Source organism: Acidocella sp. (assembly GCF_036489515.1).
GTDB lineage: Bacteria > Pseudomonadota > Alphaproteobacteria > Acetobacterales > Acetobacteraceae > Acidocella.
Window position 1 is genome coordinate 28,787 of record NZ_DASXFO010000015.1, and the last position, 26,345, is coordinate 55,131.

Sequence of the window (26,345 nt, forward strand, 5' to 3'; positions counted from 1 at the left end):
TCTTTTTGTTCACAAAAAGAAGTCTTCCCTGCGCTTGCTTAACTGCGCTCAATCGCGATCGCTGCGCTATCGAGCGCCTCGGCAATCACGTTGATCTGCACCTGGGTCAGCGGGCCGCGTGCCTGCCGCAGGCGCAGCGCGAGTTTCAGGTTTTCAATGGCCCGAACGATTTGCGGCGCCGGACCGCCGCCATGAACCGCGCGCACTTCGCTCATGCGCGCCAACGCGGCATCGACGGTCGCTTGGTTGGCCGCAAGAAATGCTGTGCCTTCCTCGGTGATGGCATAGCATTTCTTGCCATCGCTCTCGGTTACTTCGGCATGCCCAAGTTCCTCGAGCAGGGTCAGCGTCGGATAGACGACGCCGGGGCTCGGGCTGTAGCTGCCGGCGAGGCGATCCTCGATCTCTTTGATGATTTCGTAGCCATGCCGCGGCTTCTCCGCGATCAGGCCGAGCACGACGAAGCGCAGTTCGCCATGGTCGAAAATCCTGCCGGACCGTCGGCCGCCGCGACTGCGCCGTTGATGCCGGAGGTCCTCCCCGTGTTCGTCTCCCGGCCTGCCATGGTCGAACCCATCGCGGGCGAACCGCCGGTCTGGGCCTCGACTTGAACGTCTATGATGCATGTCTGCTCCTGATACAGTTTAGATATAACTAAATTACAGATATATCTAAATCATATCTTTTGCAAGATGTTTCTGATGCTCACCTAAATTTTTTGCCGGAGCCCAGGGGAGGCACAATTTCAAGGCTGTGCGCTTGCGCCGCCCGGTCCGAGAGCGGGCTGGGCATGTTCGCAGGATGGCGAGCTTCCGGACAGATGGTTGGCGCCAAGCGCGCTGAGTTGCGCTTAGCTTGGCAGAGGTCGTAGCCTTGGCCCAGGACTACGAGGCACCCGCGCAGGGTGCGACGATCGCTCGACCTAGGCAGAGTCAGACACCCATTGGGACGAAATAAAAATGCCAAAATTGCCCTCTCGATGGCGGTCAAATCCATCAACGATTTCGCGCTATGTCATTGCAGGGCTCTTTGTTGCCGTAACATTCTTGGCAATAAAATTTCTGTTTTCCTATGTGCATACGGAACCGTTTGTATCTTTATTTGTTTGTTCGCTCATGTTCGTTGCATTGCGCTACGGCATCGGTCCGGCACTGTTCGCAACCATCCTCTCCATCGCGGCGTTTTATTATTATTTAGTTACCCCGATCAATTCGTTTACGCTCAAGCCTGACTTATTCACTCTGGATCCTGATCAGCTACCGCGCATCATCCTGTTCGCGGTTACAGCCCTCTTTGTGGTTTTTTTGAGCGCATCACAGCGAAGATCTGCAGAATCTCTGAGGCGATCCCGCAATGACCTTCGGCGCAGCAAGGCCTTCCTGGCCGAAGGGCAGAGAATAAGTCACACCGGCAGTTGGAGCTGGAACATTTCTTCGGGAAAACTCATCTGGTCCGATGAGCATTTTCGAATCTTCGGTGTCGACCCGCAGCAGACGGAGCCAACGTTCGAATTATTCCAAAGCAGGGTCCATCTGGAGGAACGCGCTCTGGTACAGCGAACCTTCGACAGAGCAATTCTCGAGGGAAGCTCCTTTTCACTGGATTATCGAATCATCCTTCCCGATGGGTCCGTTAAGCATGTCCACGCCGAAGGCCGCCCCGTTTTAACGGAAGCAGGTAATATCGATGATTTTGTTGGAACGACGATGGACATCACCGAGCGTAAGCGGAGCGAGGAATTGCTACGCAACGCCCAAGCGGATCTGGCACGGATGACGCGACTGACAACGATCGGCGAGCTCGCAGCATCCATCACCCACGAGATCAACCAGCCGCTCAACGCCATCGTTGCCGGAAGCGGCGCCTGCTTGCGCTGGCTTGCAAGGGACAAACCGCAACTCGATGAGGCTCGACGGTCCGCGGAGCGAGTCATCAGGGATGCCCATCGTGCGGGCGACATTATCAAGAGCGTCCGAGCCATGGCCGGGAGTTCCCCACCGGAGATAACGGAACTCGACATCAATGCCACGATTCACGAGGTTCTCAACCTCATCAGCAGCGAACTGCACGAACATCGAATTGAGCTCGAAATCGAACTATCTACCGGGATGCCCCCGGTCATGGGTGACCGGATCCAGCTGCAGCAGGTCATCGTGAATTTGCTTATGAACGCCGTTGAGGCGATGGACACGAACACAAACGAACCTCAAACGTTGTGCATCCGATCTCGGCGCGACGGCCCGGGAACGGTACTGATTGCGGTTGAGGATTCCGGTCCGGGAGTGGCACCTGAGATCATGGATCGTCTGTTCGAAACCCTTTTCACGACGAAGCCCACTGGCATGGGCATGGGACTTTCGATCTGCCGCTCGATCGTCAACGCCCATGGCGGTCGTCTCTGGGTCTCGCCGGCATCACCCCGGGGCGCCGTCTTCCAATTCACCGTGCCAACCGCCGCCCAAAAAGGGGCTTCTGATTAAGATCGCCGGGATGGCCCAGGCCGGGTTCTGACCGACCTTCAGACGGGATGTTCCGCGAAGTACAGCCGGCAAGGTCCCCGCAGATCCGCACCGTCCCCTGTCAGAATAAGTCGCGCATTGCTGCCGGCTTCCCATTCGGAAACGGCCTGGCCGCGAACGTGAATCTCTTTGATCCGCAAATCAGTGGATCTTCTCCCCTCTTCGGCCCACATGGAAGATCCCGCGACTTTAGCGACCATGGCCATCTCGTTGAACTGGTCGCCTACGCGTAAATTGACCATGCATTGGCCTGCGACATGCCATGTGTCTCCGATTTTCACGGGCGCTTCCGTCACTGTAAATACCAGCTTCACACCCGCAGCTGCGTCACGATCATGCTGCACAGTCACCTCCTGGGCGTCCACCATTCCGATCGAAGTTCCATGCCCCAAAGTAGCCTCAAATGCAGAGATCACCCGAGCAATCGCTTTCGAATCGATAACCCCGCGCAGAACGTCGCGATTGAATGCCAGCCCCTCGAAGTTCACCGTGGCGGTATCGAGGGCTTTACCCGCGACCACCGCTGTGGCTGACGAAATCTCGCCGGTTCTCGACTTGACCTCTACGAAATAGGTGTGAGTGGCTTTGTGGGTAATCCGGTAGAGCGTCTTGATGGTCTCGGCCGGCGCCGTGGATGTGGAACGCAGCGACATGATGGTGAGTGTCTCCGGTGTTATTGTGTCTTGGCCGTTTCGAGCTTCTGGTCTTGCCAAGGGAGCTAGACGTCTCGAGCCAGACTCTTTACCGCAGAAACAATAAGATCAACAGCGTGACAGCAAGCGAGGGAAGGCTACTTTTTGTGAACAAAAAGTAGCAAAAAAACTTTATGAATCTGGGCCATGGGCTTTGTCGCCGACACTGCCCAGGGCCCAGCACAGCGAAAGTTTTTGCGCCGCTTTTGATCGAAAAAGCGGCCTCTTCCTGGAGCATGACACCTATAACCAGGTGTTACATCTCCCCCGAGCCCTTCGTTGACCGCGCGGCCGTCAGATCAGCCTCCAACTCAGCCTCGCGACGGCGCACCACTGCGGCGGCGATCCGCCAGTCGAGGAACCGCGCCGCATCTGTGTAAAAATGCTTCTCCTGCCCGTCGGCGTGATGCATGACCACGTGGACGTGATCGTGTTCTTTCCAGGCATTCAGGGCCAGTTGGGCACGCAGGGCGCGCAGCTGCTTTTCGGTTGCGGTATGGCTGATTTCGATCACGTTCTGGCTCCTTTCGGGTTCGGCTCACGCGGTGAGTTTCAAGGCGTGTTTTGCAGTGGGCTTTGCCCATAAGGATGTTCTGTACCGCTTCAGGAACGGTCTGTGTGATAACGTTCCTGATACCGAGGGTTGTAAGCCAGAGTTTTGTGTTGAAATTACGGCTTGCGCATCAATCATTAAGATAAATGCATCAAACATTTTGAATTCGGAAATGTTGATCAGTGCGCCCTGTGAACAGAAGGAAGGCTTCTTTTTGTGAACAAAAAAAAGCAAAAAACTTCATGAATCTGGGCTATGGGCGTTACCGCCGACACCGCCCGTGGCCCAGCATAATAAAAGTTTTTGCGCCGCTTTTTTCAAAAAGCGGCCGCTTTCTTCTTTTCATGCCACGGCGTCCCTCAGCGCCATGGCATCGAAGCCGCTCTGCTGTTTCTGCAACCCAGGATCGAATAAATGAAAGGGGAAAGCGCCCCCATACTCCTCTTTGTGCAGTTGCAAAAAGGGAGGGGATGCCTTATCTGTTGCACCGCAGCATGAGCATGGCTCTGCTGCAGGACGTTTCCTCCCTAAACTTGGCGGTGCTTAGGCACCGCCTTTTTTTATTTGCGCCCAAAATTTTCAAAAAGGCAATGCGAGTCGTGGTGGGGGTCGGCTCGAAAGCTGGCCCAAAAATTCGTGAAGGAAATGGCCGCGATGCCTGCCTATTTCGGCGCATGATTGCGGCTGAAAAGTCATAAATGCCAATTGAATACCGGCGCGGTCCGATCATTTCCCCACCTCCTATTCAGGAGGAGGGCGTTTCCCCAGCCCCTCCGCAGGGGTTTACGTGAAAAATTGATCCGCACTATGAGACCACATCGCAATAAGGATCCTGTCTCATCGTGTCCCTTCCCATTAAAAAAACCCTGGACCGGCTGCCCGGCGGGATGATGATTGTTCCGCTGGTCATCGGCTCGGTGATCGTAACGCTGGCCCCGCATACGGCAAATTTCTTCGGATCCTTCACGGGCGCCCTGTTCACTGGCGCCCTGCCGATTCTCGCGGTCTTCTACGTCTGCATGGGGTCGACGATTTCGGTCGGCATGCTGCCCAACGTGGCGCGCAAAGGCGGGGTTCTGCTGGCCGCCAAAATCCTGCTCGGCATCGTGGTCGGCGTGGTCCTGGGGCATTTCCTCGGCGAGGCGCCGATCAGCAAAGGCTGGTTTGCCGGTATCTCCACGCTGGCGATCGTCGCCGCGATCAATGACACCAATGGCGGCCTCTATATGGCGCTGATGGGGCAGTACGGCACGGCGGACGAAGCGGCAGCCTATTCGGTCATGACGCTGGAATCCGGGCCGTTCCTGACCATGGTCACGCTGGGCGTCGCCGGCCTGGCGGCCTTTCCCTGGGAGACTTTGGTTGGCGCGATCCTGCCGCTGGCCTGCGGCATCCTGATCGGCAATCTCGACCGCCAGATGCGCGATTTTCTCGGCCGCGCCGCACCGGTGATGATCCCGTTCTTCGCGTTCGCCCTCGGCACGACGCTTAATCTGCATCTGGTGTGGCGTGCCGGCCTGCTGGGTCTCGTGCTGGGGCTGGTGATCGTGCTCGTTTCCGGCATCGTCATGGTGATCGCCGACAAGTTCACGGGCGGCAACGGCACGGCGGGCGTCGCGGCGGCCACCACGGCGGGCAACGCCGCGGCGGTTCCGGCCCTGGTGGCGAGCGCCAACCACGCCTACGCGGCGGCGGCGGCGCCGGCGACGGTGCTGGTGGCGGCTTGCGTGATCATTTCCAGCATCGCCGCACCGCTTCTCACGGCCTGGTGGTCGAAGATGGTGAAGAAACCGGCAACAGGCGCGGTCTGACGGATGCCGACAACGCCTGAAATTCTGATCGTCGCCGACGATCTTTCGGGGGCCGCCGATTGCGCGATCGCCTGTTTTGCCGCCGGGATCGACAGTTTCGTCGCCCTCGACGGCAATCAACCCGTCCCGGCGGCGGGGGCGGTCGCGGTCGATACGGATAGCCGCCGCTTGCCCGCAGAGGCGGCGGCGGCGGTGACCGCGCGCATGCTGCGCCGCCATGTCGGCCCGCAAACAAGGCTGATCTACAAAAAGATGGATTCGACGGCCCGCGGCAATTTTGCCGCGGAAATCGCCGCCAGCCTGGCGGTGGTCCGCAACGAGCTGAACGCGCCGGAAGCGGTGGCGATTCTGGCACCGGCCTATCCTCGGAACGGCCGCACCACCAAAGGCGGTCACCAATATCTGCGCGATGTGCCGCTTGAAGAGACGGAAACCTGGCGCCATGACGGCATTTCCGGCCGTGCCCATCTGCCGGAAATCATGGCGCGAACCGGCCTGCGGGTCGGCCTGGTCGAGCTTGCGATGCACGGCGCCACTTTGCCCGAAACGCTGCGTGACATGAGCCGCCGCTTCGACGTGCTGGTGTGCGACGCCGCCGTGGAGGAAGATCTGCGGTCGATCGCCGAGGCGGGGCAGGCGCTCGGGCCGATGACCGTGTGGGCGGGCTCCGCGGGCCTCGCCCGCTATCTGCCGCAAGCCGCGGGCTTGGCGCGCACGATGGCAGCGCCCGCGCATCGGGCGGCCCATGCCGGCCCGGTGATCTGCGCGGTGGGCAGCCTGTCCGAGGTCTCACGCGGACAATTCGAAACGCTCCGGGCGGCCGATGGCGTCGCCGGCTTTGTCGTGCCGCCGGTGCTTCTGCGCCTGGGCGAGGGGACGGACGATTGGCACGCACTCAGCGCGTCGATTGCAGCTTCGGTCGCCGCGGGGCAGGATATCGCCGTGCGCATCGGCGACTCCGATCATCTGGATACCAGCGAGGCGCTGAAACTCGCCACGGTTCTGGCGATGCTCCTGCAGCCGTTTCTGGCGCAGGCGCGGGGGATCATCGGCACCGGCGGGGAGACGGCGCGCGCCTTGCTGCGAACGCTGGACGTCGCGGCGCTGCAACTCGCCACCGAAGTCGAACCCGGTGTGCCGCTTTCGGTCGTCGGCCACGGCCCTGCCGCCGGCTTGCGCGTGATCACCAAGGCGGGCGCGTTCGGCACGCCGGAGACGCTGCTACGCTGCCGGGACCATTTGAAATCGTCTCTTTTCTCTTGAAGGTGAAACCGATGAGCTTACCCCGTATTGCGATTACCATGGGCGATGCCGCCGGCGTCGGCCCGGAAGTGATCGTCAAGAGCCTTGCCCACGCCGAGCTGTATGACACCTGCCGCCCAGTGGTGATCGGCGACGCCGCGCGCCTGCAAAAGGCGCTGAACGTCACCGGGGTGAAGCTGACGATCAACGCGCTGACCCGGGAGACGATCGGCGCGGCGCGCTATACGCCCGGCACCGTTGACGTCGTGGACCTCAAGCTGATCCCCGCCGACTTGCCGTTCGGCCAACTCTCGGCCGTCGCCGGCGATGGCGCCTACCAGTTCATCAAGGTGGCGACCGAGCTGGCGATGGAAGGGCAGGTGGAGGCCATCTGCACCGCGCCGCTGAACAAGGAAGCGCTCCATGCCGGCGGCCATATCTATCCCGGCCATACGGAAATGCTCGCGGCCCTGACCGGCACCGAGGAAGTCTCGATGATGCTGACCGCGCCCGGATTGCGCGTCATTCACGTCACCACCCATATCGGCCTGATGGATGCGATCCGCAAAATCGAGCCGGGCCTGGTGGAACGGACCATCGCGCGCGGCCATCAGGTGCTGGTGAAGGCGGGGCTGAAGCGCCAGAAAATCGGCGTCTGCGCCATCAACCCGCATGCCGGCGAGCACGGCCTGTTCGGCCAGGGTGAGGAAGAGCAGAAAATCACCCCCGCCATCGAAGCCTGCCGCGCCAAGGGCTGGGACGTCGAAGGCCCGCTGCCGGCGGACACCTTGTTCTTCCGCGCCGGTCGCGGCGATTTCGACCTGGTGGTGGCGATGTATCACGATCAGGGCCACGGCCCGGTGAAGGTGCTGGGCATCGAAGCCGGCGTGAACATCACCGTCGGTCTGCCGGTGATCCGCACCTCCGTCGATCACGGCACCGCCTTCGACATCGCCGGCACCGGCAAGGCTGATGAGCGCAGCCTGCTGGAAGCGCTGCGTCAGGGCATCGAGCTAGCCCCGCGGCCGAATTAAGGAAGTAGCCGCTTTTTAAAAAAAGCGGCGCAAAAATTTTTGGCTATGCTGGGCCTGGGGCGTTGTCACCGACAACGCCCCAGGCCCAGCATTAATAAAGTTTTTTTGCTTCTTTTTGTTCACAAAAAGAAGTCTTCCCTTCGCTTTTACGAAAGCGCGTAACGCCATGGCGCGGCCTTGCCGGCCGGCCTCGTCACGGGTTTGGCCTTATCCTCATCCTGCAGGCTCCGTTCGGAAGCGGAGATTTCCCCACCGGTGCCTTTGGTTGAGACCCCACGCGCCGGGCCGCCGCGGTGAAACCGCGGAATGGCCCAGAGCACAAAGCTATAGGGTTTCTGACGCTTCTGACTCATGCCTCTCTTGTCTCCGCTGCCTCTGAGTTGAACCCCGGACATGGTGACCTTCTAGCGTCGATCACAGCCGTTTATCGTTATGTTCTTATTAAAAGAACTTATCATACGGCTGTGTAAGTAAATCATTTTTTACGGGTTCGTCAGAACCGTCAGCGCCGGATCAGGTCTGCAGCGGCTTCCCGGGCACACGGGAAAACAGCTGCTTCGGCAGCAGATTCCCGAACCAGGCGAGGGAAGCGAGCCAGTGTGGGAAGGTGATGCTCCGCTGCCCCCGGGCGATGCCGGTGGCGATGATCTTGGCCGCCTGCTCGGACTCCATCAGCCCCGGCATGGCGTAGGGATTCTTGGCCGTCAGCGGCGTACGGATGAAGCCCGGACGCACGATGGTCAGAGTGATCCCCTCCCGGGCCGCGCGCGGCGCCACCCCCCGCACCCAGAAATCCAGTGCCGCTTTCGCCGCGGAATAAGCCGGGGAGGTGGGCAGGGCGATCAGCCCGGCGATCGAGCCGATGATGACGATATGCCGGCACCGCCGCTCCAGTGCCGGGAGCACGGTGTTGAACACGCCGTCCACATTGGTCGCGAACACGGCGCGGGTTTGCCCGCTGCCCTCGAAATGCCCCTGTCCCGGCCCGGCGGAGATCCCGGCATTGGCGATCACCAGATCCAGCCCGGGAATGCCTTGCACCCAGGCTGCCATGGCGTCACGGTCGGTGACATCGAGCAGCATTTCCGTCGTCCCGGCCCCCCGGGCCTGCACCTCGGCCGCGACGGCGCTCAGGCGGGCGGCATCGCGGCCGCTCAAATGCAGGGTGACGCCGGGGGTGGCGAGCTCAAGCGCCAGCGCCCTGCCCAACCCACTCGAGGCGCCGGTCAACACGATGTTTCTGTATGACATATGGGCAGCCTAGCAGCCTCCTGCTAAGAGGCCAGCCTATGAGCGAGAAAATTCTATTGGCCTCCATGACCGGCTTCGCCCGCTGTCAGGGCGAGGTGGGCGCGGTCTCCTGGACCTGGGAACTGCGCAGCGTGAACGGCCGCGGCCTCGACATCAAATTGCGTCTGCCCAACGGGCTGGACGCGCTGGAACTGCCGCTGCGCGACCTCGCCGCCAAGCGGCTCAAGCGCGGCAACGTCTCGGGCACACTCACGATCAAGCGCGAGGCCGCTTCCGGCCTCACCGCCGATCTCGTGGCCCTCGAGCAGATCAAAGACCTGGCCATCGACCTCGCCGACAACATTCCCGGCGCGCTGCCGCCGCGGGCCGAGCTTTTGCTGGCGCTGCCCGGCGTGATGCGCAGCGTCTCCGCGCAGGACGATACCGAAGAGATGCAGGCCGCCTTGCAGGAGGATGTCCGCGCCGGTTTCGCCGCGGCGCTCGAAGACCTCGTGGCGGCGCGGGCCGGGGAGGGGGCGCGCCTCGCCGGCATCGCCGCCGTGCTCCTCACCGAGATCGAAGCCCTGCACGAGGCCGCCACGGCCGAAGCCGCGACCCAGCCGGCTCTGCACAAAGCCCGGCTCCAGGCGCAGCTTGCGGAAATCCTCGGTAGCACGCCGGCTTTGCCGGAGGAAAAAATCGCCCAGGAGATCGCGCTGCTGGCCACCAAGTCCGACGTGCGCGAAGAGCTCGACCGGCTGAACGCCCATATCGGCGCGGCCCGCGCGCTGCTGGCGGAAGGTGTGGCGGTCGGCCGCAAGCTCGATTTCCTGATGCAGGAATTCAACCGCGAGGCCAACACGCTGTGCAGCAAATCGGTGTCGCTGCCGCTCACCTCCATCGGCCTGTCGCTGAAGGCGACCATCGAGCAATTGCGTGAACAGGTGCAGAACATTGAATAGGCGCGGCCTTTGCCTGGTCCTGGCGGCCCCGTCCGGCGCCGGCAAGACGTCCCTGTCACGCGCCTTGCTGGCGTCGGACCCGCATTTGCATCTTTCGATCAGCGTCACCACAAGGGCGCCGCGCGCCGGCGAGGTGGACGGCCAGCACTATCATTTCATCGACCAGCCGGCTTTCGACGCCATGGTGGAGGCCGGCGCGTTTCTGGAATACGCGCAGGTGTTCGGCCGCTCCTACGGCACGCCGCGCAGCCCGGTCGAGAGCGAACTGGCCGCTTCACGGGACATCCTGTTCGACATCGACTGGCAGGGCTTCCGCCAGCTGCGCGCTGCACTGACGAGGGATGTCGTCGGCGTGTTCATCAAGCCGCCCTCGCTCGCCGAACTGCGCCAGCGCCTGATCGCGCGCGGCGATGATGCCGAGCAGGTCGCACGCCGTATGTCGCATGCCGAGGCCGAACTCTCCCATGCCGGAGAGTTCGACTACATCGTGGAAAACGCCGATTTCGAGACGGCACTGGCGGATCTGCGCGCGATCCTGCGGGCCGGGCGCCTCGCCACGTTCCGGCAGTAAGGAAGCAGCCGCTTTTTAAAAAAAGCGGCGCAAAAATTTTTGCTCCGCTGGGCCATGGGCGTTGTCGCTGATAACGCCCATGACCCAGCATAAATAAAGTTTTTTTGCTACTTTTTGTTCACAAAAAGTAGCCTTCTTCTTCGCGTGTGCGCACCGGCCGCGGCGATTTGGAAGAAACCGTGATTTATGCTATCAAATCGCGTGAACTTAAGGCAAAACTCTTTATGATTTCAGCGTCTTATTTCGTGCGGCACGACTCTGTCGCGGCCCGCGCCGATGCTCCCCTGATCTGACATGAACGATATCACCGACGAGCCCGGCGGCGCCGCTCTGACGCCCCGCGGGATGGAGCCTGTCTCGATCGAGCAGGAGATGCGGAAATCGTATCTCGATTATGCCATGTCCGTCATCGTCAGCCGCGCGCTGCCCGATGTGCGTGACGGGCTGAAGCCGGTGCACCGGCGTATCCTGTACGCGATGAACGTGGCCGGTAACACGCCCGAAAAGCCGTACCGCAAGTCCGCGCGCATGACCGGTGACGTGATGGGTGCCTACCATCCGCATGGCGACAGCGCGATCTATCTCGCGGCGGTGCGCATGGCGCAGGAGTTCTCGATGCGCCTGCCGCTGATCGACGGTCAGGGCAATTTCGGCTCGATCGACGGCGATATGCCGGCGGCGATGCGTTACACCGAAATGCGCCTCGATCCGGCGGCCATGCTGCTGCTCGCCGATATCGACAAGGACACCGTCGATTTCCAGCCGAACTATGACGAGAGCGAGCGTGAGCCGACGGTTCTGCCTGCATCTTTTCCGAATCTCCTGATCAACGGCTCGAACGGCATCGCCGTCGGCATGGCCACCAACATCCCGCCGCATAACCCGTCCGAGATCGTGGACGCGGCGCTGGCGCTGATCGCCGATCCGGACATTTCGCTCGAGGCGCTGATGCAGATCGTACCCGGTCCGGATTTCCCGACCGCCGGCATCATCCTCGGCCGCTCCGGCATCCGCAACGCCTTCGAGACCGGGCGCGGCTCCATCACCGTGCGGGCGCGCGCGCGCGTCGAGCAGATCCGCAAGGACCGTGACGCCATCATCGTCACGGAAATTCCCTATCAGGTGAACAAGAGCACGCTGCTGGAGCGCATCGCCGAGCTGGTGCGCGCCAAGGAGATCGAGGGCATCGCGGATTTGCGTGATGAGAGCGATCGCGAGGGCTTGCGCATTGTCATCGAGCTGCGGCGCGACGCCACGCCGGAAGTGGTGTTGAACAAGCTCTACCGCTTCACCAACCTGCAGACCACGTTCGGCATCAACATGCTGGCGCTCGATAAGGGCCGGCCGCGGCAGATGGGCATCAAGGACATGCTCAGCTGCTTCGTGGCCTTCCGCGAGGAGGTCATTCTCCGCCGCGCCCGCTTCGAATTGTCGAAGGCCCGCGACCGCGCGCATCTGCTCATCGGCCTCGCCACCGCGGTGGCGAATATCGACGAGGTCATCCGCATCATCCGCGGCAGCCCGGATTCCAACACCGCCCGCGCGGCGCTGATGTCGCGCGACTGGCCGGCGGAGGATGTCGCGCCGCTACTGGCGCTGATCGACGATGTCGGCAACACAATTTCCGCCGAGAACACCATGCGCCTCACCGAGGCGCAGGCGCGCGGCATCCTGGAATTGCGCCTGGCCCGGCTCACCGGACTCGAGCGTGACAAAATCCAGGCCGAGCTGACTGAAGTTGCCGAGAAAATCGCGGAACTGCTCGACATCATCGGCTCGCGCATCCGCCGCCTGGAAGTCATGCGCGAGGAACTGCTCGCCGCGCGTGTCAAAATTGACTCCGTGCGTCGTTCCACCATCGAGGATCTGGAAACCGACCAGGACGACGAAGCCCTGATCGAGCCCGGCCAGATGGTCGTCACACTCACCCGCGACGGTTTCATCAAGCGCACGTCGCTGGAAACCTTCAGGGCGCAGAATCGCGGCGGCCGCGGCCGCTCCGCGACGTCTACGCGCGGCGATGACGTTGTTACGCGCAGCTTCAACGCGCACACCCATCAGTTCGTGCTGTTCTTCTCCTCCGGCGGGAAGGCGTTCCGCGAAAAAGTCTGGAAACTGCCCGAGGCGACGACGACCGCGAAAGGCCGCGCGCTGATCAATCTGCTGCCGGAACTGGGCACGGACGAAATCACCACCGTGCTGCCGCTGCCGCAGGATGAAAGCCTGTGGGAGAACCTGCATCTGGTGTTCGCCACCGCGAGCGGCGGCGTGCGCCGTAACAAGTTGTCGGATTTCAAGAATGTCCGCGCTGCCGGGCTGATCGCCATGAAGCTCGACGAGGGCGACCGCCTGATCGGCGTCGCCACCTGCCGCGACGGCGACGACGTGTTCCTCGCGACGAAACACGGCCGCTGCATCCGCTTCCAGATCACCGACGACACTCTGCGCGTATTCTCCGGCCGTGATTCGTCCGGCGTGCGCGGCGTCAAGCTCGGCGCGGATGATGAGGTGATGAGCCTCTCGGTGCTGCAGCATGTCGAGGCGACACCCGAGGAGCGCGCGGCCTATCTCAAATACGCCGCGGCGCAGCGCCGCAACGGCGATGACGAGGCCACCGAGACAGTTGAGGCCGGGGAAGAGCCGGTCTCCGACATCGCGCTCTCCGAGGCGCGCATCGCCGAACTCGCGGCGGCCGAGGAAATCCTCCTCACCGTCACCGATTCGGGCTTCGGGAAGCGCTCCTCTGCCTATGAGTACCGCGTCACCGGCCGCGGCGGGCAGGGCGTCGCCAACATCATCTTGAATGCCAGGCGCAACGGCAAGGCCGTCGCCGCCAGCTTCCAGGTGCGCGAGGGCGACGACGTGATGCTGGTCACCGATGGCGGGCGCCTCATCCGCGTGCCGGTCGACCAGGTGCGCATCACCGGCCGCTCGGTCATGGGCGTCACCTTGTTCCGTCTCGACGATGATGAGCGCGTCACCAGCGTCTTCCCCGTACTGGAGCAGGAAACCGAGGATGCCTAAATCCCGAATCGTTCTCTATCCCGGCACGTTCGACCCGATCACCAACGGCCATCTCGACATCATTGCGCGCGCCGCAAAGCTGGCGGACCGGCTGGTGGTGGGTATTGCGATGAATGCGGGGAAGGGGCCGATTTTCACGCTCGAGGAGCGGGCCGAACTGGTGCGGGCGGAGACCGATGTCATCGCCGCACGGACCGGAACCAAGATCGAGGTGCGGCCGTTCTCTTCGCTGCTGATCGCCTTCGCCCGCGAGGTCGGGGCGGGAATGATCGTGCGGGGCTTACGCGCGGTCTCGGATTTCGACTACGAATTCCAGATGGCGGGGATGAACTACCGGCTTGATCCGGAGATCGAGACAGTGTTCCTGATGGCCAGCGAACATCACCAGTTCATCTCGTCGCGCTTTGTGAAGGACATCGCCGCTCTGGGCGGTGACATCTCTTCCTTCGTGCCGAAGCTGACCGGTGAGCGAACACTCGCCAAACTGAGGAGCTGAAATGCTGAAACGCCGCACTTTTTGTTCAGCCGCCGCTGCAACCCCCTTTGTGACTGGATTGATGATGACCGAGCCCGCGATTGCCGACACCACCTCGAACACCGTGCTGATGGAGCTGAAATACGGCAACGTCACCATCGTGCTGCGCCCGGACCTGGCGCCGCTAGCCGCCGAGCGCATCAAGACGCTGACCGCCCAGGGCTTCTATGACGGCTGCAAGTTCTTCCGCGTCATTCCCGGCTTCGTGGCGCAGACCGGCGATCGGACCAATACCGGCATGCACGGCTCGGACCTGCCGAACCTGCCCGCCGAATTCACCAACGACGCCAGCTTCCTGACCGGCGCGGTCGGCATGGCCCGCACCTCGGACCCGAACTCCGCCAACAGCCAGTTCTTCATCTGCCTGGCCCCGGCCACGTTCCTCGACGGCAACTACACGCTGGTCGGCCAGGTCACCGCGGGCATGGAAGCCGTGCAGCAGATCAAGCCTGGCGCCGGCCAGAGCGGCTCGGTCACCGACCCGGATTCGATCATCAAAATGACCCTCGCGGCATAAAAACCACCTCCCTCTATTGACGGCGGGTGGCAAAATCTGGTTCACCCGCCGTCAAGCGAGACCGGCTCCGGTCTCGCAGGCGAGCCTGTAGCTCAGTGGTAGAGCATCCGACTTTTAATCGGACGGCCGTGGGTTCGACCCCCACCGGGCTCACCAATTTCCTTTAAGGAAAGCGGTCGCTTTTTGAAAAAAGCGACGCAAAAACTTTTTTTATGCTGGGCCTTGGGCGTTGTTGGGAACACAGCCTCGGGTTCATACGGGGGCTCAGGTGAAATCCTCCTCACCTTGCTTTTGTGTGTTGCGCAAGGGCAACACGAGTCCCTATAAACGCTCTCTCGGATGGAGGCGTTCATGTCGTTGGATGACACCTTGACCCGCGTTGCTCGTCTTCCCACCGCCTTAAGGGGCGATCGCGTAACGCGCTTGGCTGACCGGGATACCGCTGTTTACGTTGAGGACGGATGGATCTTCCGGGTTAAGCCCGGCGCGCCGATCGTCTGCGTGCGCGTTACAAAGGGCGCGGAAGCGCCGTTTCCGGATGGCGCTCAGCATCATAACTCCCAGAGTTAGAGCGCGCTTGCGCAGTAAGCGAAGACCTTTATGAACGCTGGTCCATGGGCGGTGTCACCGACAACGCCCATGGACCAGCATAACCAAAGTTTTTGCGCCGCTTTTTTCAAAAAGCGGCCGCTTCCTTCAGAGGGCGGCGTTCGTGGTGCGCAGGCGATGCGCCAGTTCGCCCATGACGTACCAGCAGAACATCGGCATCTCCTCGATCATGAAGCGGAATTTCTTGCGGTCGATGACCGCCAGTTGGGTGGCGCCGCTGGCGCGCGCGGTGACCGTGCGTGGCTGGTTGTCCAGAAGCGACAGGATGCCAAGCGCCTTGCCGGCGCCGATTTGATCGAGCCTCTTGTTCTGGGCAGTGATGTCGACCGCGCCACGCAGCACCACATACATGAAGGCCGGTTTATCGCCCTCGTGGAAGACCGCATCGCCGTCTTCGTAGTCCATGATGGTGCCGACGCTGCCGGCAAACTCCCTGAAATCGATTTCCGAGGTCATGGACATGGCATTCCCCCTTGCACGCATGTGTCAATTTGATGACAGCATTTGCCGCGTCCGGGAGTCAATTCATTTCGTGTGACGTCTGATCATGCTCCTGACCGGTCAACCGGTCGGTGAGGGCAAGCAGCAGCCCCAGCACCGCGAAGACGAGCACGATCACCACCTGCCAGAGCAGGTCGCGGTCTTTCTGGTTGTTGATTTCCAGAAAACTCCCCAGCAGATGTACCGCGGCGATGACCGTAATGGTCGCCAGCAATCTCAGTTTCAAACCACTGAAATTGATCCGCACCAGCCACGCCGGTCGCGTGTCGTTTTCCTTGAAGCTGACGCGGCGCACGAAATTCTCATAACCCGAGAGGATCACCAACATCACCAGATTGGCCGTCAGGGACAAATCGATGAGCGAAATGGTGAGAATGATGAGATCTTTTTCGGTCATCCCTGGCAGGGACGGCACGGCATGGATCAGTTCGCTGACGAAATACACCACCAGCATCGCCAGCAACGCCAACATGGCAAGGTAGATCGGCACCAGCAGCATCCGGCCGCTGAACAGCACCGCCTCGATCCCGCGTGACAGAGAGCTCATGCCGGGCGCGCCGCGCGCGGGGTACGGATTATTATGGGCAGCTTGGAAACACAGGCCATGCAGAACTCCGATCGCGTCAGCGGCTTAGAGGAAAGCGGCGTAAAAACTTCTGTTATGCTGGGCCATAGGCATTGTCACTGACAACGCCCATGGCCCAGATTAATAAAGTTTTTTTGCTTCTTTTTGTTCACAAAAAGAAGTCCTTCCTTCTCATGCATCCGCCGCGCATCAGATGTAAAAACCGTCGCGTTTCATTTCATGGCATTGAATGGAATAAGCGCTCAAAATTGAGAGAACCCTGATGACCCAGATGACCTTCCACGCTCCTCGCCTGATCGAAATCGGTGGCGGCACGGTTGCCGGCGCAGCGGCGCTGCTGGCCCGGCTCGGCCTGTCCCGCCCGCTGATCGTCACTGACCCGTTCATGGTCTCATCCGGCCTGCTCGAGCGGCTGACGCAGCCGCTGAGTGCGGCCGGGATCACGTTCGACGTGTTCTCCGAGACCATTCCGGAGCCCACTGACACCGTCGTCGAAGCGGGCGTGAAACACATTGCGCCGCATCATGACTGCCTGCTGGCCTTCGGCGGCGGCTCGCCGATCGACACCGCCAAGGCCATGACCATTCTCAAAGCCGGTGGCGGCAAGATGCGCGACTACAAGACCCCCGCCGTGGCCGACCAGGCGGCCCTGCCGTTGATCGCCATCCCGACCACTGCGGGCACCGGATCGGAGGCAACGCGCTTCACCATCGTCACCGATTCCGAGCGCGACGAGAAAATGCTCATCGCCGGCCTTGGCGCCATGCCGCTCGCCGCCATCGTCGATTACGAGCTCACCTTCTCCGTGCCGCCGCGCATCACCGCCGACACCGGGGTCGACAGTTTCACCCATGCGCTAGAGGCCTTTGTCTCCCGCCGCGCCAACGCCTTCTCCGATCCGCTGGCGATTTCCGCCATGCGGCTGATCGGCGCCAATCTGCGCACCGCCTTTCATGAGCCGAAGAACGTAGAGGCACGGGCGGCGATGATGCTCGGCGCCACCCAGGCGGGCATGGCCTTCTGCAACGCCTCGGTTGCTCTGGTGCACGGCATGTCGCGTCCGATCGGCGCGCATTTTCATGTGCCGCATGGCCTGTCCAACGCCATGCTGCTGCCGGCGGTCACCCGCTTTTCCCTCGACGCTTCTCTGCCGCGTTATGCCGAGGCGGCGCGCCTGGCCGGTTTTGCAGCACAGGACGATGCCGACCAGGTGGCCGGCGCCAAGCTGCTGGAAGGGCTGAGGGCGCTGAATGCGGAGCTCGGTGTGCCGACGCCGAAGCAGTTCGGCATTTCCGCGGCAGACTGGCACGCCAAAAAAGCGTTGATGGCCGAGCAGGCGCTCGCCTCCGGCAGCCCGGCCAACAATCCGCGCGTGCCGGATGCGGCAGAGATCATCGCGCTGTATGAAGGCATGTATGAATAGTTTTCTGCTCCATCGCCGATGACAGCTCCTGTCATCGGCTTTGTCACCGGCCTCACCGCCGAGGCCAAGCTTCTGGATAAATCCGGGTTTCTGGTCGAAGCCGGTGGCGGCTGGCCGGATGGCGCCTACCGGGCCGCCGAGCGGCTGATCGGGCAGGGAGCTACGGCGCTCGTCAGCTTCGGCCTGGCGGGCGGCCTGGCTCCCGGTATGCGGCCGGGAAGGCTGCTCGTGCCCGCTGCCGTGGTCGAGGGAGAGGAGCGCTATACGTGCGATCCCGCGCTGATGACCTTCCTGGGCGGGTCGAACGGCGCAAAAATCCTCGCCGGCACCGACATCGCGGCCACCGTCACGCAGAAAGCAGAACTTTATCGCGCGATGCGAATCGACGCGGTCGATCTCGAGTCGGGCGCCGTGGCCCGCGCGGCGCAGGCGCATGGGCTGCCTTTCGCGGTCCTGCGCGCCATCGCCGACCCAGCCACCCGCACCCTGCCGCCGGCGGCCTTGGTGCCCCTCAAATCCTCAGGCGCCATCGACCTGCCGCGCATCCTGCGCTCCGTCCTCGCGACTCCGGCACAAATTCCGGCCCTCATCGGCCTCGCCCGCGATGCCGGGAAAGCAAGGGCCGCCCTGGTCGCCCGCGTTAGGGCTCTCCAACGCGCTTAAGGTAAGGGAAGGGGAAGTCTACTTTTTGTGAACAAAAAGTAGCAAAAAAACTTTATGAATCTGGGCCATGGGCTGTGTCGCTGACACAGCCCATGGCCCAGCATAGCAAGAAGTTTTTGCGCCGCTTTTTTTAAAAAGCGGCCGCTTTCTTACTCGGCCGGGACGGCCGGGGCCGCCTTCTTGGCGTGGATCTCGGCCATCTTCGCCTGCACATGCTTGGAGAACACGAACTCGGCCTTGCGCGCCTTGTCCAGCGGGATCTCCTTGGCCATCGCGCCTTCGGTCTTGATGCCCTTCAGCGCCAGCGCCGCCATCTTCCAGGGGCGCTTCACCGAATCGACCACGGCAGTCGCCTCGAAGCCGGAATGCACCATGCAGTCGGCACATTTCTCGTAATTGCCGACGCCGTATTTATCCCAGTCGGTGCTGTCCATCAGCTCCTTGTAGGTCTTGGCGTAGCCTTCGCCGAGCAGGTAGCACGGGCGCTGCCAGCCGAACACGTTGCGCGTCGGGTTGCCCCAGGGCGTGCAGGCATAGGTCTGGTTGCCGGCGAGGAAGTCCAGAAACAGCGGGCTCTGGTTGAACTTCCAGTCCTTGCCGCGCTTCTTGCTCTCTTTGCCGTGGCGGAAGATCGCCCGGAACAGCTCCTTGGTGCGCTGCCGGTTCAGGAAGTGCTCCTGGTCCGGGGCGCGCTCATAGGCGTAGCCGGGGGAGGTCATCACGCCGTCGATGCCGAGATCGGAAACGGTGTCGAAGAACTTGGCCACCCGTTCCGGGTCCGCGCCGTCGAACAGCGTGCAGTTGATGGAGACGCGGAAGCCCTTGGACTTCGCCAGCTTGATCGCATCGACGGCGCGCTCGAACACGCCTTCCTGCGAGACCGCCGCGTCATGCATCTGCTTGTCGCCATCCAGATGGATGTCCCAGCAGAAATTCTTGTGCGGCGTGTACTGGTCGATCTTCTTTTCCAGCAGCAGCGCGTTGGTGCACAGGTAGATGAACTTGCCCTTGTCGAGGAGGCGGCGGGTGATCTCCGGCAGCTCCTTGTGCAGCAGCGGCTCGCCGCCGGCGATGGCGACGATCGGCGCGCCGCATTCATCCGACGCGAGCACGGCGTCTTCCACGGAAATGCGCTGGTTCAGGATTTCCGAGGGGTAGTCGATCTTGCCGCAGCCGGCGCAGGCCAGGTTGCAGCGGAACAGCGGCTCCAGCATCAGCACCAGCGGGTAGCGCTTGTTGCCCTTGAGGTGCTGCTTCATCACATAGGCGCCGACTCGCAACGCCTGGGTCAATGGCACGGCCATATTGCTTTTTACCTTTATACGTCGGCCACTTCGGCCGGAAGCTTGAATTTCACATCCTCGGGCGTTCCGGCCAGCAGTTCAATGTCGACCTGGCCGAAGCGGCGCAGCCCCTCGATCACGCCCTGGACCAGCACTTCCGGGGCCGAGGCGCCGGCGGTCAGGCCCACGATCCGCACATTCTCAAACCAGGACGGCTGCAGCGCCGTGGCGTCGTCGATCAGGTAGCTCGGCCGGCCCAGCTCCGCGCCGATTTCCCGCAACCGGTTGGAATTGGAGGAGTTCTTGCTCCCCACCACGAGGATCAGGTCGACCAGTTCGGCCAGGTGGTGCACCGCTTCCTGGCGGTTCTGCGTAGCGTAGCAGATATCGCGCACATCCGGCCCGGTGATGGCCGGGAAGCGCACCTGCAGTGCGGCGATGATCCCGCGCGTGTCGTCCACCGACAGCGTGGTCTGGGTGATGTAGGACAGCTTCTCGGGGTTCGCGACGACCAGGGCGTTCGCGTCCTCGACCGTCTGCACCAGATAGACCTGGCCATCGATCTGGCCGATCGTACCCTCGACTTCCGCATGGCCGGCATGTCCGATCAGCACGATCTCGCGGCCCTGGCTGGCATAGCGCCGGCCCTCGGCATGCACTTTCGCCACCAGAGGGCAGGTCGCGTCGATCACCGGCAGCGACCGACTCGATGCGGCGTTTTCCACCTTGCGGGCGACGCCATGCGCGGAGAACACGGTCATGGCGCCCTCCGGCACCTCGTCCAGCTCGTCGACGAACACGGCGCCGCGGGCGCGCAGATCCTCGACCACGTGGCGGTTATGCACGATTTCATGGCGCACATAGATCGGCGGGCCGAATTTGATGAGGGCGCGCTCCACAATGTCGATGGCGCGCTCCACGCCGGCGCAAAAGCCGCGTGGCTGCGCCAGGATCACACGAATCGATTTCGGTAGTTGAGAGCCATCCATAATATCAGAGTTCCTGTTGCCAGTCGGTCACGCTGTCCGTCTTTCTGGTACACGCAATAAGTCATTGCCTCCACAATTCGCAAGCTTGAGCGTAAGGATAACCGTCAGGCTACACGAGCGGATGGCCAACATGGCTGACTTGCAACAAAGAGCGGGGCGCTGGCAATTGGTTTTACAGTCCCTTATGTACTTTTGGATATGAGTGTTGCGCCGCCGCCCAGGCGGAGCTGCTCAAAAGGCTTCAACGAAGGACAAAGACGAGTATGCGGATAATAGTGGCGCGGCGTATCGGAGGATTGAACTAATGCCGCCGCGGACGCCGCTTCTGGACCGGGTGACATATCCGTCCGACCTCCGGAATTTTTCCAATGACCAGCTGAAGCAACTGGCCGATGAGCTGCGGGCCGAAACGGTCGATACCGTCTCGGTCACCGGCGGCCATCTGGGCTCTTCGCTGGGTGTGGTGGAGCTGACCGTCGCCATTCATGCCGTGTTCGAGACGCCGCGCGACCGCTTGATCTGGGATGTCGGTCACCAGACCTACCCGCACAAAATCCTCACCGGCCGGCGCGACCGGATTCGCACCCTGCGCCAGCCGGGCGGCCTGTCCGGCTTCACCCGCCGTTCCGAGAGCGAGTTCGATCCGTTCGGCGCGGCGCATTCCAGCACCTCCATCTCCGCCGGTCTCGGCATGGCGGTGGCGCGTGACCTCAAGGAAGAGCAGGACCCGCGCCAGGTCATCGCCGTCATCGGCGACGGCTCGATGAGTGCCGGCATGGCCTATGAGGCGATGAACAATGCCGGGGCGATGAAATCCCGCCTGATCGTCATCCTCAACGACAACGACATGTCCATCGCCCCGCCGGTGGGCGCGATGAGCGCCTATCTGTCGCGGCTGATCTCGTCGCGCAGCTTCATGTCCCTGCGCGACTTCGCCGCGAAAATGGCCAAGCGCTTCCCCCGCCAGCTCGAGCGCACGGCGCGCCGGGCGGAGGAATATGCGCGCGGCATCCTCACCGGCGGCACGCTGTTCGAGGAGCTGGGCTTCTATTATGTCGGGCCGATCGACGGCCATAACCTCGACCATCTGCTCCCCGTGCTGCGCAACATCCGCGATTTGGACAGCAACGAGCCGGTGCTGCTGCATGTCGTCACGCAAAAGGGCAAGGGCTACGCGCCGGCCGAAGAGGCGGGCGACAAGCTGCACGCCACCGCCAAGTTCAACGTCGTCACCGGCGAGCAGAGCAAGGCCCCACCCGGCCCGCCGAGCTATACCAATGTCTTCGCGAAGGCCCTGATCGCGGAAGCCGAGGCCAACCCGCGGCTCGTCACCGTCACCGCGGCCATGCCGGGCGGTACCGGGCTGGACAAATTCGTCCAGAAATTCCCTAGCCGGATGTTCGATGTCGGCATCGCCGAGCAGCACGCGGTCACCTTCGCCGCGGGCATGGCGGCCGAGGGCATGGCGCCGTTCTGCGCGATCTATTCGACCTTCCTGCAGCGCGGCTACGACCAGGTCGTGCATGACGTGGTGCTGCAATCCCTGCCGGTGCGTTTCGCCATGGACCGTGCCGGTCTGGTCGGCGCCGACGGCGCGACCCATGCCGGCGCCTATGACCTCTGCTATCTCGGGGCGATGCCGAACATGGTCATCATGGCGCCTTCCGACGAGGTGGAGCTGATGCACGCCGTCGCCACCGCCGCGGCGATCGACGACCGGCCTTCCGCGTTCCGTTACCCGCGCGGCGAGGGGCTGGGCTTGGCGCTGCCGGAGCGCGGCACCCCGTGGGAGATCGGCAAAGGCCGCATCCTGCGCGAAGGTTCCAAGGTGGCGCTCCTGGCGCTGGGGCCCCGCCTGGCTAACTGCCTCAGCGCCGCCGACGAGCTGGCGGCGCGCGGTTTCCCGACCACGGTCGCCGATGCCCGCTTCATGAAGCCGCTGGATACCGACCTCATTAACCAGCTGGCGCGCCATCACGAGGTGCTTGTCACCATCGAGGATGGCGCGGCCGGCGGTTTCGGTGCGGCCGTGGCGCATCACCTGGCCTGGACCGGCTCCTTCGATCGCGGGCTGAAATTCCGGCCGATGACGCTGCCGGACCGCCTCATCGACCACAATACCCCAGCGGGCCAGTTGATCGATGCCGGTCTGACCACGCAGGACATCGTCCAGCATGTGGTGATGGCTCTGGGTTCAGAATCTCTTAATGATCTGGTCGCAATTCCCGCCCAGTGATCACCTAAGTAACCTATACCATGAAAAATTTGCTCCGTTCCACGATCCTGGCGGCTGGCGTACTGCTTCCGTTCGCCGCGACGGCGGCTTCCCCGGAAGCTGCTCCGGTCCAGGCGCTCGACGACGCCCTGATTGCCACCATGAAGGCCGGCTCCGCCGGCCAAGGCTTCGACGCGCGCGTCGCAGCCTTGGGCCCGGTGGTGGAGTCCAGCTACAACCTGGCCGAGGTTGAGAAGAACTCGGTCGGTTTCCTTTGGTCGACCATTCCGGCGGCTCAGCAGCAGGAATTGGCGGCGCAATTCGAGAAATTCACCGTCGCCAGCTATGTCGCCGAGTTCGCCAAATATGGCGGCGAGAAGATCGAATTGCTGCCGACGGAAAAGACGGTCGGCGCCGACAAGATCGTCGAGACGCAGATCGTCCCGGCCGACGGCTCCGCGCCGACGCGTCTCGATTATGTCGTCTCCGACGGTCCGATGGGCTGGCAGATCACCGACGTGCTGCTCAACGGCACGATCAGCCAGGTGGCCATCCATTCCTCCGACTTCAGCTCGCTGGTGACATCCGGCGATGCCACGCAGCTGATCGACGCTCTGAAGAAAAAGACCGCGACACTGGCCAGCAGTTCGGGCAGCCTCTGACATGTTCGCGCCTTGCGAACCGTGTGCCCGCTGCGACGCACACGGTTGCCATTTTCAGACCCTAAGAGCCTGACATGGTCCTCATCGCCTGGCTCGCTGGGTTGTTCGCGCTGATCGGCGTGATCCAGCAATATATAGGCATGCTCCTGGTCCAGCGCTTCTATGCGGCGCCGGCACGGGTCCTGACCGAGCATCCGCCCGTTTCGCTGCTCAAACCGCTCTGCGGCGTCGAACCGCTCACGGAGCTCGCGCTCGAATCGTTCTTTCTCATCGACTACCCGGTCTATCAGCTGGTGTTCGGGGTCCAGAACTCGCAGGACCCGGTGCTGGAAATCGTCGAACGGCTGCGCGCCCGCTATCCGGAACGCGACGTAACCGTGATCGTCGACCCGACCCTGCACGGCACGAATCGGAAGATTTCCAACCTCATCAACATGTACCAGGCGGCGGCGTACGAGACGCTGGTGATGTCGGACGCCGATATCCATGTGCCGCCCTATTTCCTGCACCGCGTGGTCGCGGCCTTGGGCGTGCCGGGGGTCGGGCTCGTCACCACGCTCTATACTGCCCTGCCGGGCACGCCGCATCTGGCCACGCTGATGGGCGCCAACCAGATCAACTACACCTTCCTCCCCGGCGCGCTGCTGGCGCGCAAGCTCGGCCGCCAGGACTGCCTGGGCGTCACCATGGCGCTGACCAAGACCGTGCTTTCCGAGGTCGGCGGGCTGCAGGCCGTGTCCAACCACCTGGCCGACGACCAGGTGCTCGGGCGCCTCGTCCGGGCCAAGGGCTATCACCTCACCTTGGCGCAGGTGATTCCCGCCACGACCGTGCCGGAGCATGATTTCCGTGCGCTGTTCCGGCATGAATTGCGCTGGGCGCGCACCATCCGGGCCCTGGTGCCCATCCCCTACGCGGCCTCGGTGCTGCAGATCTCGCTGTTCTGGGCGCTGCTCGCCGTCATCACCAGCGGCTGCTCGCTGTGGGCCTGGGCGCTGTTCTTCTTCGTGCTGCTGACGCGCTATGCCGCGGCGCGGCGGATCGACGCAGCACTCGGCCTTGCCAAGGCCGGCGATGCGTGGCTTTTCCTGGTGCGGGATTTCTGTTCCGCGCTCATATATATCCTCAGCTACACTGGAGATAAGGTAGATTGGCGGGGCCAGATCATGCATGCCGATTCGGGTAAACCGCGGCAGGCGCCGAAAATTTGAACCGATCAGAATTTGAACCGATCAGAAAAAAAGAGTGATGCCATGTTGAAGACCCTGTTTTTGCAACCTCCTTCCTTTGACGGGTTCGACGGCGGCGCCGGTTCACGCTACCAGGCGCGTCGCGAGATCAAGTCGTTCTGGTTCCCCACCTGGTTGGCCCAGCCCGCCGCCCTGCTGCCGGACAGCACGCTGATCGACGCCCCGCCCGCGCGCCTGACCATGGCCGACGTGCTCCCGCACGCGAAGACCCATGACCTGCTGATCATCCACACCTCCACCCCCTCCTTCGGCAATGACGTGAAGGTGGCGGAGGCGTTCAAGGCCGAGAATCCGAACCTCATGATCGGCTTCATCGGCGCCAAGGTGGCAGTGCAGCCGGAGGAATCGCTCTCCCGCGCCGCCGTGCTCGACTTCGTCGCCGGCAACGAGTTCGATTTCACCATTAAGGAAATCGCCGAAGGCAAGCCCTTCGCCGAGGTTGACGGCATCATGTACCGCGACGCCAGCGGCCAGCTGATCAAGAACAAGGACCGCGCGATCCTGCACGACATGGATCAGCTGCCCTTCGTCACCGAGGTCTACAAGAAGCACCTGCGCCTCGAAGACTATTTCATCGGCTACCTGATGCACCCGTATGTCTCGATCTATACGGGCCGCGGCTGCAAATCCCGCTGCACCTTCTGCCTCTGGCCGCAGACCGTGGGCGGCCACACCTACCGCACCCGCTCGGTCGAGAACGTGGTGGCGGAGATCCGCCGGGCCAAGGAACTCTTCCCGCAGGTGAAGGAGTTCATGTTCGACGACGACACCTTCACCGACAACCTGCCGCGCGCCGAGGAGATCGCCCGCGAGCTCGGCAAGATGGGCATCATCTGGTCCTGCAACGCCAAAGCCAACGTGCCCTACAGCACGCTGAAAATACTCAAGGAAAACGGCCTGCGCCTGCTCCTCGTCGGCTATGAGAGCGGCAACCAGCAGATCCTGCACAACATCAAGAAGGGCATGCGCATCGAAGTCGCGAAGCAGTTCACCAAGGACTGCCATGCCCTCGGCATCAAGATCCACGGTACCTTCATCGTCGGCCTGCCCGGCGAAACGCAGGAGACGCTGAAGGAAACCATCGAGTTCGCCAAGGAAATCAACCCGCACACCATCCAGGTGTCGCTGGCAGCACCCTATCCCGGCACCTTCCTGTACAATCAGGCGGTCAAGGAAGGCTGGCTCGACATCGAGCACGCCGAACTGATCGACGAGCACGGCGTGCAGATCGCGCCGCTGCACTACCCGCACCTGACGCATACCGAGATCTTCAAGTCGGTGGAGACGATCTACCGCAGCTTCTACTTCCGGCCGTCAAAGATCTTCTCGATCCTGAACGAAATGATCCGCAGCCCGCAAATGATGAAGCGCCGCCTGCGCGAGGGCTTGGAGTTCTTTGCCTTCCTTAAGGAACGTAAGACGGCCTAAGGATAAAAGGCCAGGGGCGCTGCCCCTGGACCCCGCTGGGGCCGTA

At 62.4% G+C, this 26,345-nt stretch carries 26 protein-coding genes and 1 tRNA gene; 18 read left to right on the top strand and 9 right to left on the bottom strand.

The features are described 5' to 3' along the window. Window positions 1-38: 38 nt before the first annotated feature. Window positions 39-458 (bottom strand): PadR family transcriptional regulator, encoded by a 420-nt coding sequence (locus tag VGG47_RS01845; RefSeq protein ID WP_331535163.1) that lies wholly within the window; start codon window positions 456-458, stop codon window positions 39-41. An 18-nt stretch (window positions 459-476) separates the two neighbouring features. Between VGG47_RS01845 and VGG47_RS01850 the strand changes: the two genes are divergently transcribed. Beyond that, a complete protein-coding gene (locus tag VGG47_RS01850) occupies window positions 477-611 on the top strand; it encodes a hypothetical protein (RefSeq protein WP_331535164.1) in 135 nt (44 codons plus the stop codon). 348 nt (window positions 612-959) lie between these two features. After that, a complete protein-coding gene (locus VGG47_RS01855) occupies window positions 960-2,480 on the top strand; it encodes an ATP-binding protein (RefSeq protein ID WP_331535165.1) in 1,521 nt (506 codons plus the stop codon). Between the two features lie 38 nt (window positions 2,481-2,518). Here VGG47_RS01855 and VGG47_RS01860 read toward each other — a convergent pair whose 3' ends face one another. Then, window positions 2,519-3,172 (bottom strand): hypothetical protein, encoded by a 654-nt coding sequence (locus VGG47_RS01860; protein ID WP_331535166.1) that lies wholly within the window; start codon window positions 3,170-3,172, stop codon window positions 2,519-2,521. Between the two features lie 295 nt (window positions 3,173-3,467). Beyond that, complete coding sequence (locus VGG47_RS01865) at window positions 3,468-3,725, bottom strand: hypothetical protein (protein WP_331535167.1); 258 nt, start codon at window positions 3,723-3,725, stop codon at window positions 3,468-3,470. 230 nt (window positions 3,726-3,955) lie between these two features. Between VGG47_RS01865 and VGG47_RS01870 the strand changes: the two genes are divergently transcribed. From VGG47_RS01870 to pdxA, 4 genes are all read left to right on the top strand, one after another. After that, window positions 3,956-4,462, top strand: a complete 507-nt coding sequence (locus tag VGG47_RS01870; RefSeq protein ID WP_331535168.1) for a hypothetical protein — start codon at window positions 3,956-3,958, stop codon at window positions 4,460-4,462. Between the two features lie 144 nt (window positions 4,463-4,606). Next, window positions 4,607-5,575, top strand: coding sequence for a 2-keto-3-deoxygluconate permease (locus VGG47_RS01875; protein WP_331535169.1), 969 nt, complete (start codon window positions 4,607-4,609; stop codon window positions 5,573-5,575). A gap of 3 nt (window positions 5,576-5,578) precedes the next feature. Then, complete coding sequence (locus tag VGG47_RS01880; protein ID WP_331535170.1) at window positions 5,579-6,838, top strand: four-carbon acid sugar kinase family protein; 1,260 nt, start codon at window positions 5,579-5,581, stop codon at window positions 6,836-6,838. 11 nt (window positions 6,839-6,849) lie between these two features. Continuing rightward, window positions 6,850-7,851: a 4-hydroxythreonine-4-phosphate dehydrogenase PdxA gene (pdxA, locus tag VGG47_RS01885; RefSeq protein WP_331535171.1), complete on the top strand. Its 1,002-nt coding sequence runs from the start codon at window positions 6,850-6,852 to the stop codon at window positions 7,849-7,851. A gap of 146 nt (window positions 7,852-7,997) precedes the next feature. On the opposite strand, the gene VGG47_RS01890 is transcribed toward pdxA, so the two are convergent. After that, on the bottom strand, window positions 7,998-8,204 hold the full coding sequence (locus VGG47_RS01890) for a hypothetical protein (protein ID WP_331535172.1): 207 nt from the start codon (window positions 8,202-8,204) through the stop codon (window positions 7,998-8,000). Window positions 8,205-8,364: 160 nt separating this feature from the next. After that, on the bottom strand, window positions 8,365-9,102 hold the full coding sequence (locus VGG47_RS01895) for an SDR family NAD(P)-dependent oxidoreductase (protein ID WP_331535173.1): 738 nt from the start codon (window positions 9,100-9,102) through the stop codon (window positions 8,365-8,367). Between the two features lie 38 nt (window positions 9,103-9,140). Between VGG47_RS01895 and VGG47_RS01900 the strand changes: the two genes are divergently transcribed. The 6 genes from VGG47_RS01900 (at window position 9,141) to VGG47_RS01925 (ending at window position 14,846) form a co-directional block, all read left to right on the top strand. After that, window positions 9,141-10,043 (top strand): YicC/YloC family endoribonuclease, encoded by a 903-nt coding sequence (locus VGG47_RS01900; RefSeq protein WP_331535174.1) that lies wholly within the window; start codon window positions 9,141-9,143, stop codon window positions 10,041-10,043. Beyond that, on the top strand, window positions 10,036-10,614 hold the full coding sequence (gene gmk / locus VGG47_RS01905; RefSeq protein ID WP_331535175.1) for a guanylate kinase: 579 nt from the start codon (window positions 10,036-10,038) through the stop codon (window positions 10,612-10,614). Before VGG47_RS01900 ends, gmk begins: the two co-directional genes overlap by 8 nt. Before the next feature lie 294 nt (window positions 10,615-10,908). Continuing rightward, window positions 10,909-13,638 (top strand): DNA gyrase subunit A, encoded by a 2,730-nt coding sequence (gene gyrA, locus VGG47_RS01910; RefSeq protein WP_331535176.1) that lies wholly within the window; start codon window positions 10,909-10,911, stop codon window positions 13,636-13,638. After that, complete coding sequence (coaD, locus tag VGG47_RS01915) at window positions 13,631-14,134, top strand: pantetheine-phosphate adenylyltransferase (RefSeq protein ID WP_331535177.1); 504 nt, start codon at window positions 13,631-13,633, stop codon at window positions 14,132-14,134. Before gyrA ends, coaD begins: the two co-directional genes overlap by 8 nt. Before the next feature lie 64 nt (window positions 14,135-14,198). Beyond that, window positions 14,199-14,690 carry a peptidylprolyl isomerase gene (locus VGG47_RS01920; RefSeq protein ID WP_408841334.1) on the top strand — a complete coding sequence of 164 codons (492 nt, stop codon included), beginning with the start codon at window positions 14,199-14,201 and terminating at the stop codon, window positions 14,688-14,690. Between the two features lie 81 nt (window positions 14,691-14,771). Then, window positions 14,772-14,846: transfer RNA gene (locus VGG47_RS01925), tRNA-Lys, on the top strand. A gap of 540 nt (window positions 14,847-15,386) precedes the next feature. Here the strand turns inward: VGG47_RS01925 and VGG47_RS01930 are convergent. Continuing rightward, entirely contained in the window at window positions 15,387-15,761 is a 375-nt protein-coding gene (locus tag VGG47_RS01930; RefSeq protein WP_331535179.1) for a Crp/Fnr family transcriptional regulator, read from the bottom strand. A gap of 58 nt (window positions 15,762-15,819) precedes the next feature. Beyond that, window positions 15,820-16,347, bottom strand: coding sequence for a YqhA family protein (locus tag VGG47_RS01935; RefSeq protein ID WP_331535180.1), 528 nt, complete (start codon window positions 16,345-16,347; stop codon window positions 15,820-15,822). A gap of 301 nt (window positions 16,348-16,648) precedes the next feature. Between VGG47_RS01935 and VGG47_RS01940 the strand changes: the two genes are divergently transcribed. Together VGG47_RS01940 and VGG47_RS01945 are read left to right on the top strand one after the other, a co-directional pair. Further along, window positions 16,649-17,809, top strand: coding sequence for an iron-containing alcohol dehydrogenase (locus VGG47_RS01940; RefSeq protein WP_331535181.1), 1,161 nt, complete (start codon window positions 16,649-16,651; stop codon window positions 17,807-17,809). Window positions 17,810-17,827: 18 nt separating this feature from the next. Next, on the top strand, window positions 17,828-18,472 hold the full coding sequence (locus tag VGG47_RS01945) for a hypothetical protein (protein ID WP_331535182.1): 645 nt from the start codon (window positions 17,828-17,830) through the stop codon (window positions 18,470-18,472). 149 nt (window positions 18,473-18,621) lie between these two features. On the opposite strand, the gene hpnH is transcribed toward VGG47_RS01945, so the two are convergent. After that, entirely contained in the window at window positions 18,622-19,776 is a 1,155-nt protein-coding gene (gene hpnH, locus VGG47_RS01950; protein WP_331535183.1) for an adenosyl-hopene transferase HpnH, read from the bottom strand. Between the two features lie 14 nt (window positions 19,777-19,790). Then, on the bottom strand, window positions 19,791-20,744 hold the full coding sequence (gene ispH, locus VGG47_RS01955) for a 4-hydroxy-3-methylbut-2-enyl diphosphate reductase (protein WP_408841320.1): 954 nt from the start codon (window positions 20,742-20,744) through the stop codon (window positions 19,791-19,793). Between the two features lie 304 nt (window positions 20,745-21,048). Here ispH and dxs point away from each other — a divergent pair, with 304 nt between their 5' ends. From dxs to hpnJ, 4 genes are all read left to right on the top strand, one after another. Then, window positions 21,049-22,980, top strand: a complete 1,932-nt coding sequence (gene dxs, locus VGG47_RS01960) for a 1-deoxy-D-xylulose-5-phosphate synthase (protein WP_331535184.1) — start codon at window positions 21,049-21,051, stop codon at window positions 22,978-22,980. Window positions 22,981-23,000: 20 nt separating this feature from the next. Then, window positions 23,001-23,621 carry an ABC transporter substrate-binding protein gene (locus tag VGG47_RS01965; protein ID WP_331535185.1) on the top strand — a complete coding sequence of 207 codons (621 nt, stop codon included), beginning with the start codon at window positions 23,001-23,003 and terminating at the stop codon, window positions 23,619-23,621. A gap of 74 nt (window positions 23,622-23,695) precedes the next feature. Beyond that, window positions 23,696-24,832 carry a bacteriohopanetetrol glucosamine biosynthesis glycosyltransferase HpnI gene (gene hpnI / locus VGG47_RS01970; protein WP_331535186.1) on the top strand — a complete coding sequence of 379 codons (1,137 nt, stop codon included), beginning with the start codon at window positions 23,696-23,698 and terminating at the stop codon, window positions 24,830-24,832. Window positions 24,833-24,874: 42 nt separating this feature from the next. Next, window positions 24,875-26,299: a hopanoid biosynthesis associated radical SAM protein HpnJ gene (gene hpnJ, locus VGG47_RS01975; RefSeq protein ID WP_331535187.1), complete on the top strand. Its 1,425-nt coding sequence runs from the start codon at window positions 24,875-24,877 to the stop codon at window positions 26,297-26,299. Window positions 26,300-26,345 lie beyond the last annotated feature (46 nt).